We start from the raw sequence: 14,038 nt of genomic DNA, 5'->3' as shown, positions 1-14,038 counted from the left end.
AACTATTAAAATTGCAGAGTTGTTAATTACTGCTTTGTTAATCGTATCATGTCATAATGATGATTGCCCAATTCAACCAGAACCTGAAATAATACAATTGAAAGTTATTGGTAAAGGAACGGCAGTTGCTCAATCTAAAACTTTTACCCATCCAATAACGGGAGAGGTTTTAGAAGCAGATTGTTATTTGATGAATCTTATAGACTTAGATACTAAAAATACAATAGGAACGCTTGAGGATTGCGTAATAGAGATGCAAGTACCTAGCGATGGAACAATTACTTCTAGAGTTATTACATTAATTAGTATTGATGGTCGTGGAACTATTCAAGCTGAAAGCTCAGTTTTTCAAGAAATACAACCTCCTGTTCAAAATCTTAATTTCAATACATCATATACACCAACAGAAAATAATGTAATAAATACATCTTTTGAGTTTGAAGGCATGGAAGGTACTGTTTCTTTAGTTGGAGAAGTAAGTTATAAAGATTTTGAAGAAGGCATTCTAACCTTCAATAATAATTTCACTATTGAGCTTAAAAAAATAATAGAATAAAAAGGATTGCACAATTTAAAAGAAATAATATTATTGGGCTAATAATTTAATAACTACAATAAACAAGAACACTATCAGTATTCAATTATTTAATATGACAAATGAAATCTCTAATATACTTTAAAATATTTTCAACAATCACTTTTTGTCTTGGCTTTATTTTACACCTAGCTTATATAGTTCTAGGAAGAAAATACTTCTTTAATAATTTACTAACAACAAAAGTAGATGCTGTATTAAGTATTCCAATATTACTTACAGCTATTTTTAGCTACTTCTCGTTAAGATCAATTAAAAATTTTCAAAAATGGAAACAGGTTGTATTTATTTTATTGAGCTTATATCTGACGATCAGTATCCCTTTACATGTCAAATCTTGGTTTTCAGACAACGTTTCTCAAATCAAAGCCTTTCCTAAATATTACAGTTATTTTATACTACCCATTATGGGACTATTGATAGCATTTGTAAATTCATTAGAAATCAAGAAGAGATTATGAATAAAACAATGTTAAAAGTATTGCAAAAGATTTTTAAAAGTAATACTATTTTAAAAACGGGTTTTAACCTAAATATCCCTTATAGGAGGAGTTCAGGTCGTGTTTGTTTTGTATCAGACGATTTACAAACTATCAAAATAAAAATTCCATTAACTTATAAAAACAAGAATTATATTGGGACGATGTTTGGTGGTTCAATGTTTGCAGCAACAGATCCTATTTATATGATGCAACTTATAACAATTTTAGGAAATAATTACGTGGTTTGGGATAAAGCTGGCTCAATACAATTTAAACGTCCTGTTACTAAAACAGTATTTGCAAACTTCATTATAACTAATGAATTCTTGAAACAAATTGAGAATGATATAAATAAATATAATGAAAAAGACTATTGTTTAAAAGTAAATCTAACAGATAAAGATGGGGTTACTTATGCTGAAGTAGAAAGGGTTATTTATATTGCATCAAAATTCTATTATAAAAACAAAAAACATTGATTAAAATATAACCAAAGTAAAAAGGAAATATCAATAAATCATGAATAAAGAATTATGTATAGAAAAAGCTACTGCTGCTAACATTACTGAAATGCAACGCTTATTTGTCAACGCAATTTATTCAGTATGTGCTGCAGACTACAATACTGAACAAATAAAAGTGTGGTGCTCTAGTATTGAAAATAAAAAAAGAGAAAACCGTAGTTAGACAAGATGCCCAGTTTATGAACTACAAAATGAAAAAAATACTGAAGTAGTTAAAATAGACATTGTTTGTGTTTTTTAGTTAAAAAATCAAAAGCAATCATTGATTAATCTGGCAAAAAACGACTTGGAGCTGTTGTGAAGTAGAATTTTAAAAATGAATAAAAGGAGCATATGTCATCCGAAAATAAGTATATCGAAACATTTAAGTCATGGAGTAAAGTTGCACAGCGCTATGAAGATAAATTCATTGATAATGAGTTATATGATGATACTTATAAAAAGTTTTATAATATAATCGGCAAACATAATGCGTCTATTCTAGAAATTGGTTGTGGGCCAGGAAACATAACTAGAAATATCCTGAAATTAAACCCATCTTTTAACATTTTAGCAACAGATGTTTCGATAGCTATGATCAATCTAGCAAAAAAGAATTGCCCGAAAGCAAAATTTAAAGTGTTGGATTGTAGAGAAATAAGGGTTTTAAAAACTAAATATGATGCTATTATTTGTGGATTTACAATTCCATATTTATCATATATAGATTGCAATCAATTATTTTCAAGCATAGAAAAATTATTAGTTGAAGGAGGTATTCTGTATTTAAGTTTTGTAGTTGGTATATATACTGGTTCGGGTTATATATCTGACAGTTTTGGAAATCGAATGTATTTCTATTACCATGAGTTAGAAATAATTTGTAAAGAGTTAGAAACAAATAACTTATCAGTAATTGAACAATTTGAGAAGTCTGTAAAATCTAATAAATCAACAGAATCACACATCATACTCCTTGTGAAAAAACGAAAGACATAAAAAACTAATTAAAATACTTTATTAATATTAATGGTGTTACTTCTGGTAGTCAATTGTATGATTTCAACTTCATTTTAAAATCAATTATTTTTTGTGTTCTGAACTTACATTAATAACATATCTATTTTGTTATGTCTTTTTTAGAATTCTACAATTTGATATTAAACACTTCTTTTACTTAAGAAGAACTTCCTTTTTCAGTAGAAAAATTCATGTAAAAAAAAGGAATGATTTAAACAAATTATAAACAGATTGTAGATACTATTTACTTTATAAATAATGGTATTGTTGAAATGACTATTAGAAGTTATATGACAGGTGAGATAATTAATTTCTTTTTTGAAAATGAACTATTTTGCGGATATACCTCGTTTTTGGATCAATGCCCTAATGATGTTCAAATAACTTCTTTTACTAGACTCCGAAATTGAAACACGGCCTAATAAATATAAATCTATCGAGTTGGAAATGTCTTTAGAAAATTTAAGATGTTAAGTTTCCTTCTTAAAAAAAACAGTATCATCTTTTAGAACTTTATAAAGAAATGTATTGGGCTCACTTTTTATTATGACCCAATTATACCATTTATAGAGCTTCTTACACCGTCCAATAAGCCTTATTCAAATTAATTTTGTCCTAGTAAATACTTGGCAATACAGCTAAAGTTTAAAAATAAAATCAAACATTAAAATTTTAAAATTATGAAAACAAACCTACTCTTTTCACTTGTATTATTTTTCACAATACAGGTTTCAATGTCACAAACAGTCGATATTCCAGACCCAAACTTTGAACAAGCACTCATAGATTTAGGTTTTGACACCAATGGATTAAATGGCAATATTTTAGTAGCAAATGCACTTGGAACAAGTTTACTTAACCTTAACAATAAAAACATTAGTAGTTTACAGGGTATAGAAGCTTTTGAAAACTTAACAAGTCTTAATTGTAATGGCAATAATTTATCGAGTATAGATTTAAGCAGTAATTTAAATTTAGTAGCGCTTCAATGTACAGATAATCAAATTACAGTTTTAAATCTTCAGAATAATACAAGTTTAGAACAATTGCATTGTTCCAATAATTTATTAACCAATCTAGATGTAAGCGCCAATACAGCTCTAACTACAATTTCTTGTCCTTTTAATAGCATAACAAGTTTGGATTTTAGCAATAATTTGGACCTAGAATATTTAGTAGCTGTTCATAACGATTTAACAACAATTAACGTAACCAATAATAGTTTGTTAAACACACTTTATCTAGATGACAATGATTTAAGTAGCCTTGATGTAAGTAATAATGGGTTATTAGAGTATTTGTATTTAAAAGATAATCACTTAACCACTTTAAACCTTGCTAACAATACTTTATTAAAAAACCTTCGTATAAATAACAACAATTTTAACAGTATAGATATAAGCTCTAATACCTTACTAGAGACCTTTACTTCAACTAATAATAATATAAGCAGTATTGATATAAGTAATAATATTCAGTTGAAAGTTTTAGGTTTAGCTTTAAACAACCTAACAACCATAGATGCCAGTAATAATAGCATGTTAACTGAATTTAGAGCTTCAAATAATCAACTGGTAAGTGTAAATCTTAAAAACGGAAACAACACAAATATTGCATCAAATAAGTTTTCCACACAGTCTAATCCAAACTTACTATGCGTTGAAGTAGATGATGAAGCTTACAGTAATTCAAATTGGTCCAGTAGTATCGATGCGCAAACCAGTTTCAGTGAATCTTGTCCTACTATTGCCATTCCAGACGCAAATTTTGAACAAGCTCTTATAGATTTAGGCTATGACCTCAACGGTCTTACAGGAGACATTTTAGAAGGTGAAGCAGCAATGGTAACATATCTAGATGTTAGCAATAAAAATATTAATAGTTTACAAGGTATTGAAGGATTTGTTAATCTAACAGATTTAAGATGTCAAGAAAACAACCTTATAAGTTTAGATGTCAGTAATAATTTATCATTAGTACAACTCAACTGCCGTACGAATCAATTAACTTCTTTAGATGTAACTAATAACACAGCTCTAGAAATTTTAAATTGTTTTTCTAACCAAATTAATGGTTTAGATTTAAGCAATAACCCAGTTTTAAGATCTATACTTTGTGACGATAACCAACTAGAAAGCTTAAATGTAAAGAATGGGAATAACGAAAATGTTACATTATTTGGTGCGCTTAACAATCCAAACCTTTTATGTATTGAAGTAGATAATCTTGCGTATAGTAATACAAATTGGTCCAGCGGTATAGATGCACAAACTAGTTTTAGTGAAGATTGTGACGGGACATTATCTATAGAGGAAGTATCTGTATTAGATAATGTAAAACTGTTTCCTAATCCATCTTCGGGTCAATTCTCTATTAACGGTTTACAGCAAGATTCTAAAGTCAAGGTTTACGACATAAACAGTAGATTAATTTTAAGTAAAACGGTTAGTAATAATGAAACCATCAATTTAGCTAACACCACAGCAGGTATATACTTTATAAATATATCCAATCAAGCAGGCAGTACAGTTAAGAAGTTAGTAATACAATAGCACTACAAAGGTTGTTAGGTTTCCTTCTATATGAAGAGTGGTTAATAGTTCGGAAAGTCATTATAAAAATGATGGCTTTCTTTTTGTTCAAAAGCATCAAATTATGTTGAGCTTATTATACTATTTATAGAACTTTTACAACCATTTTATGTCAGGGCTTTCAGATAAATTTGCTACATAAACAATTAATTAAGTGCAGTTTATAAGATAACTCATTAGCAAATTATCGAGTAATGAAAATAGATGCAAAAAAATGGACAGAAGGAGAATTTAAAGCATATGTATTACTCTTTTGCGCAAATTCAAATTATAGAGAGGTAAGCCAAGACATAAACATACTTAAGCATCATGTTGGTAAGGATGAGTTACAAGCAGTCTCAAACGAGTTTGATAAAGATAATGATTATCAAAGCATTCAAAAAATATGTATGGCTATAGAAGAACAAGGCTATTCAAAAGATCAATTACAGGCCTTATTTCAAGAAATAAAAGAGTTGTTTCTTTCAGGAGAAAAGTTCGATAATGTAAAGAAAAACATATTCATGAGCTTTAAAAGAATGTTAATTTCAGCAGAATGAACATACTAATGTACACTAAAAACAAATATTTAAAATTTGCAAATTCAAATAAATAACAAAGCAATATAAGTAGTAACTGTTATTAAATAAATTCCTTTAAAAAACACTAATCAATACTATAATCTGGCTAGCAATAAATGTCCATGACAAGAATCGCTATGCCCAAAAACAAAAAATAAAATGACCCAAGATCAAACACTTTATGAAAAAATTGGAGGTATTAATGCCGTAGATGCAGCAGTAGATATTTTCTATAAAAAAGTATTAGAAGATAAAACCATAAGCCACTTTTTTGACAATGTAAGTATGAAGTCACAAAGAGGAAAGCAAAAAGCATTTTTAGCTTATGCGTTTGGTGCGCCATTAAACTATACAGGTAAATCAATGCGAGAAGCACATGCACACATGAATCTTACTGAAGATCATTTTAATGCTGTAGCTGGGCATTTAATAGAAACACTACATGAATTAAATGTACCACAAAACCTTATTCAAGAAGTTGTAGAAGTCGCATTAAGAACTAAAAAAGATGTGTTAGGCATCTAAATTATAAACACAAATTAATATTAAATAATAATACAATGAAAAAAGCAATTAAAAAACACAACAAAATTCAACAGTTAAGTTTGGGAACCCTTTACCTTATAGGTATAGCTTGCATGGTTTTAACCCTTTTTACATTTATAAGTTGTAGTAGTGATGACAGTCAAGATAGTCAAGAACCCGAAACTGTAGCCATTCCAGATGCTAATTTTGAATTAGTGCTTTCAAATCTAGGGTATGATACCAATGGTATAAACGGAAGTATTCTTAAAGCGGATGCCGAAGCTCTAACAACTTTAGACGTTAGCAATAAAGATATTAACAGTCTGCAAGGTATAGAGGCTTTTATAAACTTAACAACGTTATATTGTTCTGGTAATAATTTAGAGAGTATTGATATCAGTCATAATATAGATTTAATTAATTTTAAATGTGACGATAATCTGCTAGCAACTTTAAATATTCAAAATAATACAAATTTAGAAACCCTTTTTTGTAGAAGCAATAATATAGAATCCATCGATACAGAGAATAACCTTTTATTAGAGCAGATAGATGTAAGTAATAATAGTCTATATATTCTAAATCTATCAGACAATAGTGCATTAACTTATATTAACGCTGCCAATAATCAATTAAATTCCTTATGTGTCAAAAATGGGAATAATGCAAATTTTACTGGATTTTTAGCAACATCCAATCCAAATTTGGATTGTATAGAAGTAGATAATGAAACGTATAGTAATACATTTTGGTTTCAATTTAAAGATGCCCAAGCTAGTTATAGTGAAGGGTGTTTGTAGCATAAAAATAAAGAGTACCTCATAATAATAAATTATAGCCTTTACTTTTTGGTATTGGCTATAATTTTTTTTGATAGATTTTATATACATTTGTGCTAGACCTTAAATACGTTTAAGATTTATGACAAATGTTTTTACATATATAAGAGAGTGTGAATTATTTAAAAAATTCACAGTTGACGAATTACTGTTTGTTGAGTTTAAATGTATGATTGAAGAGATTCGTTTTGGCATGTGGTCAGATGCCAATTACTTTGTATTTGTTACCAATGGTAAAAAAATGTGGAAAACACATCGTGGTGAATATATGGTAAAAGCAGGAGATGCCTTATTTGTAAAAAAAGGGGCTCATATAGCACACCAATTTCATAGTGAAGATTACTGCGCTCTTATGATTTTTATGCCAGATGAATTTATAAAAAAGTTCATGCTTAAATTTAGTGACACCATTTCATTTAAAAATGATTGTGAACATTTAGATTCAGACGGTGTTTTAAGAATACATGTAGATGACTTTTTAGTGTCTTACATGAAATCATTAGAAGTGTATTTTGAAGCAAATAATAATCCAAACCCTAATGTTATACGATTAAAATTTGAAGAATTATTGCTTAATATCTTTACATCTAATAAAAACCAAGAGATAGCATCCTATTTCTGTAGCTTACAAGCTTCAAATAGCGTACAACTTAAGGATATAATAATGGATAATTATCCTTATAACTTGAAATTGGAAGAATATGCTACTTTGGCAAACATGAGTTTAAGTACTTTTAAAAGAAGTTTTAAATCTGTTTTTAATGAAAGTCCTGGGCGTTGGATTACTAATAAAAAGATAGAACTGGCAACACAATTTCTAAAAACAACAGATAAGACCATTAATGAAATTGCTTACGATTGTGGTTTCGAAGATCCTTCACATTTTATCAAGGTGTTTAAAAAACACGAAAAAATCACACCGCTAGCATACAGAAATAAGGTAGCTTCATAATATCCATTAACTTTTTCTTTATTCCCTTCGTTATATTTTAAACGCTATGACGTTTCTTAAGTTCATCTTTGGTTGAACCAAATATACCATTCATAGAACTTATTGCACCATCCTAACGGAATGATTCACAATACATTTGTAATATAAATGTTTGATAAAACAGATTGAACAACTAAATGAATCATTTTTATGGAAGCAACAAACTTTTCTCGACGTAATTTTATCCACAAAGGAACACTCGCATCTATTGCAGCGACTACAATTACAGGTAGTAGTTTTGGACAATCATCAGTCATGTCTAAAACAACTAATAAGGAACAAACAAAATTCTATTATCCTTCTGAAACAACAAAAAAACTAACCAAGTTGTTAGATATAAAATACCCTATAATTCAAGCACCAACAGGAGGTACTATTAATAGTTCGTTTAGCGCTTCAGTTGCTAATACTGGCTGTTTGGGAGCATTGCCATTAAGCTGGTCAGATCCTGAAGAAGCTATTAAACAAATAAAAGAAGTCAAAACGAAAACTAAAAACGCATTTTTTGCAAATTTCGTATTGAATTTTGAACCCAAAGCTTTTGATGTTGCTATAGAAAGCGGTGTGTCTATTATACAGTTTTCTTGGGGAATGCCTACAAAAGAAATGGTATCTAAAATGAAAGCAGCAAAAGTAGTTTTAGGTATTCAGGTCACTAGTGAAGCGAGTGCAAAATCAGCAATAGATTTAGGAGCGGATTATTTGGTTTGCCAAGGTACAGAAGCTGGAGGGCATGTACATGCATCACGACCACTAACTCAAGCATTAGAGCGTGTATTAAAAATAGCTGGAAATGTGCCGGTAGTGGCTTCAGGTGGAATCGCAACTGGACATAAGATGCGAGAATATTTACAAATGGGAGCAGCAGGAGTTGTTATGGGGACAAGATTTGTGGCTACCATTGAGAGTCGAGGTCATGATATATATAAAGAATCATTGATAAATGCTAAAGCCGAAGACACCGTTTTTACAACCTGTATGAATAAAGGTTGGAATAACACGACGCATCGAATTTTACGTAATTCAACTTTTAATATGTGGGAATCTGTTGGATGTCCAATATCTGGAAACAGACCAGGAGAAATAGATATCGTTGCTACAAATGGTCAAGATGCAAGCATTCAACGTTATAGCATTAGCGTACCTCAAGCACAATTTGAAGGTAATATTGAAGCCCTGGCTAACTATGCAGGGAACGGTGTTAGTGATATACATGATATCCCTACAGTAGCTGAATTAATAGAACGAATTTGGAAAGAATTCCTAAATAAATAAAAGCATAAAATAATGAACACAGTAAACAAAGTATTAAACGGTTTCGATTTAGAAGCCATAGAAAACACAGTAACAGCCCTAAAAGGGAATCCAAAAATTGCAGAATTTAAATTCAAAGCAGTGAATCAATGGGAATCTGGCCCAAGAAATACAAGTCATATCCAGGGGTTTTATGGAGCTTGTCAAGAAGATAACACAAGAGCTACACCTTTTAAATGTAGTACAGATATGCCAGTTGTTTTAAACGGTACAGATGTTGCACCAAGTCCACCAGAATTTCTACTTCACACATTAGCTGGTTGTATTACAACGTCTATGATGTTATTAGCATCTGCAAACGGTATTCAAGTAGATGAGGTTACAGTAAATGTAGAAGGCGATATAAACCTTAACGGGTTTTTAGGTCTTGATTCCTGCATTCTTAAAGAATACGAGCAAATTAAAATAGCGATTGATGTAGAAGGAGATTTAACTTCAGAAGAGAAAGAGACCTTATTAGAATTAGCAAAAAAATCACCAATCTATAACACCATACTAAACCCAGTACCAGTAGATATTTCATTATCTGCTTAATCATTAACTTTTTAATAATAATATCATGGAAAATTTAAAATTTGAAACCTTGCAATTACATGCTGGCCAAGAACCAGATCCAACAACTGGAGCAAGTGCTGTACCCATTTATCAATCAACGGCTTTTGCCTTTAAAGATTCAGAACACGGCGCAAATCTGTTTTCGCTAAAAGAGTTTGGAAATATCTATTCAAGAATTACAAATCCTACTGTTGATGTTTTTGAAAAAAGAATTGCAGCACTAGAAGGTGGTGTGGCTGCCATGGCTGTATCTTCAGGACAAGCAGCACAGTTTATCGCTTTAAGTAATATCCTTGAAGCAGGCGACAATTTTGTCTCAACCTGTTATTTATATGGAGGAGCTTACAATCAGTTTAAAGTACAGTTCAAACGTTTGGGTATTGAAGCGCGTTTTGTCGACGAAGAAACTGTGGAAGCATTCGAAGCTTTAATTGATGACAATACAAAAGCATTGTATTTGGATACCATTGGAAATCCAGAATTAAATATTCCAGACTTCGAAAAATTTGCAGCTTTAGCAAAAAAACATGGTATTCCATTGGTGGTAGATAATACATTTGGAGCAGCAGGTTATATAGCAAGCCCTATTAAACATGGAGCAAACGTTTTGGTGGCATCGGCTACAAAATGGATTGGTGGTCATGGTACCAGTATGGGAGGAGTCATTGTTGACGGCGGAAACTTTAATTGGGGAAATGGGAAATTCAAGCAGTTTTCAGAACCATCAGAAGGTTATCACGGATTAAATTTCTGGGAAACATTTGGAGAAGGAAATGCTATGGGAATGCCTAATATCGCTTATATCATTAGAGCACGTGTAGAAGGTCTACGTGATTATGGCTCATGTATGAGTCCGTTTAATGCATTCTTGTTTCTACAAGGTTTAGAAACACTTTCACTACGTTTAGAGCGTACAATGAACAATGCACACGAATTGGCTTTATGGTTAGAATCAAATCCATTAGTAGAAAGTGTTAATTATCCAGGTTTAAACTCTAGTAAGTATCATGATAGAGCCAACAAATATTTAAATAATGGTTATGGTGGCGTGTTAACATTTACACTAAAAGGAAACAGGCAAGAGGCAGCAAATTTTGCAGATGCGTTGCAATTAATCTCGCATCTAGCCAATGTTGGAGACGCTAGAACGCTTATTATTCATCCAGCCTCTACAACACATCAGCAATTAAGTGATGCAGAACAATTAGCATCAGGTGTACACCCAACACAATTGCGTATATCTGTTGGTATTGAGCATATTGATGATATTAAAAACGATATCAAACAAGCTTTAGAAAAAACATTTAGTTCTATAAAGAAGGTTCCAGAGCTTATAGCTTAAAAATTTGATTGATTTACAGTTGTAGCTAATTAACAATTGCAATTCAAATTAAAATAAGAAATGATGCTTTTTTAAGCATCATTTCTTAAAAAAAAATCAATAATTATAACATTGCGAAACGAACATGTTAAAAATTCTATCATGAAACCGGATGATTAATTGCGAGCGGCATGTGACCATAAAAAATTAATATAAACACATGAAAACAATATTTAAAATTCTGAAATATATCTTTTTGGTATGTTTAGTTTTAGTAGTTGGAACGATGGTGTGGGTAATTTCACCAAGTTTAGATAACGAATTAAATTCTACTGTTCGTAATTCTACACAATATTGGGAGCTTACAATAGGGTCTAAAATTGCATATACGCATCTTACACCTAAAAACGATTCAATTCTCGGAACTATTATCTATTTGCATGGAGGTCCAGGAGGTTACATCGATGACTTAACTATAAACGTATTTGAAAATATTGCCAATAATGGCTATGAAGTTTTTCTGTATGACCAGATAGGCAGTGGTTTATCCTCACGATTAGCAAATCCAAAAGACTATTCTGTTCAAAGACATTCAAATGATTTAAAAAATATTATCACTAATATCGATGCAGAACGCACCATTCTTATTGGTCAATCTTGGGGTGGGTTTTTAGCCTCTTATTTCGCAACGTATAATCCTAACCTAGTTAGTGAAATTATATTATCAGCACCAAGCGGTATTTATCCGCCACTTCCCAATATAATGGAAACAGACAAAGATGATTTGATTCAAGGATTAACAAACATTGATGAAAGAACCGAGAGACTGAATGAAACTATGGAAAACAGCCTCACGAAGAAAGAAACTATTTGGCTTGCTATGGCTTCTATATTTGGAAATCCCTCATTTATAAGTGATGATAAAGTAGATGGTGTTTTACATAAATTCTCAAAAGAATTTGTGTCTGCAATGGTCTGTGATACATTGAGAGCTGAAGAACCAAATGGGAGACCAGGAATGTATAGTGCTATATTCACTAAAAAGTCAACGGATAGTATAACCAAGCAGTTTCGAAATGATATGAAATCTTTTAGCAAACCTGTACTTGTGCTTAAACCAGAATGTGATTATATCCCGTGGCAAGATACTTATGAGTATTTAGATATATTTCAAAATACAGAATTAAAAGTAATAGAAGGAGCAGGACATACAGCCTATATTGAAAATAGAGAAGGGTATATCACAAACATCTTAAATTTTATAAATAAAAGTTAGAGATATTAGTGTCTATTCCATTAATGTGATAAAAACCGATAAATTAACAAAAATGAATACCACTAATAAAGTTAAACGTCTTGAAACAGATTATTTAATTATTGGTGCTGGAGCATCTGGAATGGCTTTTGCTGATACGCTATTAACCGACACCAATGCGACTATGGTCATTGTAGATAAATTGCAAAAACCTGGTGGCCATTGGAATCATGCTTACCCCTTTGTAACCTTACATCAACCATCGTCATTTTATGGTGTTAGCTCAACCAAATTAGGAGATGATACAATAGACAAATCAGGATTTAATCGTGGATTGATAAATCTGGCAACAGGTACAGCTATAAACGCATATTATGAAGACGTTATGTCTCGTAGGTTTTTGACTAGTGGGAGAGTACAGTATTTTCCTATGTGTGAATATCAAGGTAACGGTCAATTTAAATCTTTGGTATCTGGCAAAACTTTTGAAGTTACGGTAAACAAAAAAATTGTAGATGCTATTCATATGAAAACTGAAGTGCCATCTACTCATACACCTAATTTTAAAGTTAATACTGAAATAAAATTCATCCCTATAAATGGTTTAGTTAATTTAAAGAGTACACCTGAAGCTTATATCATTATTGGAGGCGGAAAAACGGGAGTTGATGCCTGTTTATGGTTGCTTAAGCACCAAGTTGACCCTGATAGGATAACATGGATTATTAGTAGAGATGCTTGGTTTACCAATAGAATAAATACACAACCTTCACCTGATTATCTTAAGTGTTTTCTAAATGATAGCGCTTGCCAGTTAGAAGCTTTGGAAAAGGCCAAAACCATACCCGAGTTATTCGAATTATTCGAAGCATCTGGTGTTTTTTTAAGATTAGATAAAAATGTCACACCAAAAATGTATCATGGTGCTACAGTAAGTCAAATCGAATTAGAACAGTTAAGACGCATTAAAAATACCGTTAGATTAGGACGTGTTAAAAAAATTGAAAAAGATACCATTCATTTAGAACAGGGCAACATAACCGTTAGGCCAAATGCTGTTCTTGTAAACTGTTCTGCAAATGCATTAAAACATGCTAAAATGAAGCCTATATTTAATAAAAACACTATTACTATACAATCCGTTCGTAAAGGACAACTTGTTTTTAGTGCTGCATTTATTGCTCATATTGAAGCAAATTTTCCAGATGATGATTCCAAGAAAAATGATGTATGCAAAGAAATTCCAATGCCAGATAAAGCTACCGATTGGATAAAAATAACTGCGCTATCCTATACAAATCAAAACAAATGGTCAAAACACAAGGAATTAACCAAATGGCTTTATAACAATAGACTCGATGGATTTAGTCATTTAATAAGGGATATTCAGCCTGATAACATAGAATTACAAGAGGTTTTAGAGCGCATAAGTAAGAGTCAAAACCCCGCAATGGAAAAACTAAAAAAGTTTGCTGCAGAAATTTAAA

General features: G+C 31.1%; 14 protein-coding genes. All 14 read left to right on the top strand.

Annotated elements, in window-relative coordinates; translation table 11 throughout:
• The first annotated feature begins 34 nt into the window (after positions 1 to 34).
• The 14 genes from PW52_RS07820 to PW52_RS07755 all read left to right on the top strand — a co-directional run bounded on the left by PW52_RS07820 (position 35) and on the right by PW52_RS07755 (position 14,037).
• The gene (locus PW52_RS07820) at positions 35 to 556 is read left to right on the top strand and encodes a hypothetical protein (RefSeq protein WP_131453987.1); all 522 of its coding nucleotides are present in this window, start codon (positions 35 to 37) and stop codon (positions 554 to 556) included.
• 508 nt (positions 557 to 1,064) lie between these two features.
• On the top strand, positions 1,065 to 1,556 hold the full coding sequence (locus PW52_RS07810; RefSeq protein WP_240475165.1) for a DUF4442 domain-containing protein: 492 nt from the start codon (positions 1,065 to 1,067) through the stop codon (positions 1,554 to 1,556).
• 40 nt (positions 1,557 to 1,596) lie between these two features.
• Positions 1,597 to 1,764 carry a hypothetical protein gene (locus PW52_RS17535; protein WP_165586768.1) on the top strand — a complete coding sequence of 56 codons (168 nt, stop codon included), beginning with the start codon at positions 1,597 to 1,599 and terminating at the stop codon, positions 1,762 to 1,764.
• A 170-nt stretch (positions 1,765 to 1,934) separates the two neighbouring features.
• Entirely contained in the window at positions 1,935 to 2,579 is a 645-nt protein-coding gene (locus PW52_RS07805; RefSeq protein WP_044632379.1) for a class I SAM-dependent DNA methyltransferase, read from the top strand.
• A gap of 755 nt (positions 2,580 to 3,334) precedes the next feature.
• Positions 3,335 to 5,152 carry a T9SS type A sorting domain-containing protein gene (locus PW52_RS07800; RefSeq protein ID WP_052823425.1) on the top strand — a complete coding sequence of 606 codons (1,818 nt, stop codon included), beginning with the start codon at positions 3,335 to 3,337 and terminating at the stop codon, positions 5,150 to 5,152.
• Between the two features lie 233 nt (positions 5,153 to 5,385).
• Positions 5,386 to 5,730, top strand: coding sequence for a hypothetical protein (locus tag PW52_RS07795; protein ID WP_044632378.1), 345 nt, complete (start codon positions 5,386 to 5,388; stop codon positions 5,728 to 5,730).
• A gap of 180 nt (positions 5,731 to 5,910) precedes the next feature.
• Positions 5,911 to 6,276, top strand: coding sequence for a group I truncated hemoglobin (locus PW52_RS07790; RefSeq protein WP_044632377.1), 366 nt, complete (start codon positions 5,911 to 5,913; stop codon positions 6,274 to 6,276).
• A 35-nt stretch (positions 6,277 to 6,311) separates the two neighbouring features.
• Positions 6,312 to 7,076 (top strand): leucine-rich repeat domain-containing protein, encoded by a 765-nt coding sequence (locus tag PW52_RS07785; protein ID WP_044632376.1) that lies wholly within the window; start codon positions 6,312 to 6,314, stop codon positions 7,074 to 7,076.
• 121 nt (positions 7,077 to 7,197) lie between these two features.
• Complete coding sequence (locus PW52_RS07780) at positions 7,198 to 8,067, top strand: helix-turn-helix domain-containing protein (protein WP_044632375.1); 870 nt, start codon at positions 7,198 to 7,200, stop codon at positions 8,065 to 8,067.
• A gap of 189 nt (positions 8,068 to 8,256) precedes the next feature.
• Positions 8,257 to 9,381, top strand: coding sequence for an NAD(P)H-dependent flavin oxidoreductase (locus PW52_RS07775; protein ID WP_082050865.1), 1,125 nt, complete (start codon positions 8,257 to 8,259; stop codon positions 9,379 to 9,381).
• Positions 9,382 to 9,393: 12 nt separating this feature from the next.
• The gene (locus tag PW52_RS07770) at positions 9,394 to 9,954 is read left to right on the top strand and encodes an OsmC family protein (RefSeq protein WP_044632373.1); all 561 of its coding nucleotides are present in this window, start codon (positions 9,394 to 9,396) and stop codon (positions 9,952 to 9,954) included.
• 25 nt (positions 9,955 to 9,979) lie between these two features.
• The gene (locus PW52_RS07765) at positions 9,980 to 11,317 is read left to right on the top strand and encodes an O-acetylhomoserine aminocarboxypropyltransferase/cysteine synthase family protein (protein WP_044632372.1); all 1,338 of its coding nucleotides are present in this window, start codon (positions 9,980 to 9,982) and stop codon (positions 11,315 to 11,317) included.
• A gap of 199 nt (positions 11,318 to 11,516) precedes the next feature.
• Positions 11,517 to 12,572, top strand: coding sequence for an alpha/beta hydrolase (locus tag PW52_RS07760; RefSeq protein ID WP_082050864.1), 1,056 nt, complete (start codon positions 11,517 to 11,519; stop codon positions 12,570 to 12,572).
• 52 nt (positions 12,573 to 12,624) lie between these two features.
• Positions 12,625 to 14,037 (top strand): NAD(P)-binding protein, encoded by a 1,413-nt coding sequence (locus PW52_RS07755; RefSeq protein WP_044632698.1) that lies wholly within the window; start codon positions 12,625 to 12,627, stop codon positions 14,035 to 14,037.
• Position 14,038 lies beyond the last annotated feature (1 nt).

Origin of the sequence: Neotamlana sedimentorum (genome assembly GCF_000943565.1) — a bacterium.
GTDB classification, from domain to species: Bacteria; Bacteroidota; Bacteroidia; order Flavobacteriales; family Flavobacteriaceae; genus Neotamlana; species Neotamlana sedimentorum.
Note: the sequence above shows the minus strand (reverse complement) of the source record. Positions and strands in the feature narration are given on the sequence as shown.

Bases quoted from the DNA above. Each gene is read 5' to 3' on its own strand.
- PW52_RS07810 (WP_240475165.1), top strand. From the start codon at position 1,065: ATGTTAAAAGTATTGCAAAAGATTTTTAAAAGTAATACTATTTTAAAA.
- PW52_RS17535 (WP_165586768.1), top strand. From the start codon at position 1,597: ATGAATAAAGAATTATGTATAGAAAAAGCTACTGCTGCTAACATTACT.
- PW52_RS07805 (WP_044632379.1), top strand. From the start codon at position 1,935: ATGTCATCCGAAAATAAGTATATCGAAACATTTAAGTCATGGAGTAAA.
- PW52_RS07800 (WP_052823425.1), top strand. From the start codon at position 3,335: ATGTCACAAACAGTCGATATTCCAGACCCAAACTTTGAACAAGCACTC.
- PW52_RS07795 (WP_044632378.1), top strand. From the start codon at position 5,386: ATGAAAATAGATGCAAAAAAATGGACAGAAGGAGAATTTAAAGCATAT.
- PW52_RS07790 (WP_044632377.1), top strand. From the start codon at position 5,911: ATGACCCAAGATCAAACACTTTATGAAAAAATTGGAGGTATTAATGCC.
- PW52_RS07785 (WP_044632376.1), top strand. From the start codon at position 6,312: ATGAAAAAAGCAATTAAAAAACACAACAAAATTCAACAGTTAAGTTTG.
- PW52_RS07780 (WP_044632375.1), top strand. From the start codon at position 7,198: ATGACAAATGTTTTTACATATATAAGAGAGTGTGAATTATTTAAAAAA.
- PW52_RS07775 (WP_082050865.1), top strand. From the start codon at position 8,257: ATGGAAGCAACAAACTTTTCTCGACGTAATTTTATCCACAAAGGAACA.
- PW52_RS07770 (WP_044632373.1), top strand. From the start codon at position 9,394: ATGAACACAGTAAACAAAGTATTAAACGGTTTCGATTTAGAAGCCATA.
- PW52_RS07765 (WP_044632372.1), top strand. From the start codon at position 9,980: ATGGAAAATTTAAAATTTGAAACCTTGCAATTACATGCTGGCCAAGAA.
- PW52_RS07760 (WP_082050864.1), top strand. From the start codon at position 11,517: ATGAAAACAATATTTAAAATTCTGAAATATATCTTTTTGGTATGTTTA.
- PW52_RS07755 (WP_044632698.1), top strand. From the start codon at position 12,625: ATGAATACCACTAATAAAGTTAAACGTCTTGAAACAGATTATTTAATT.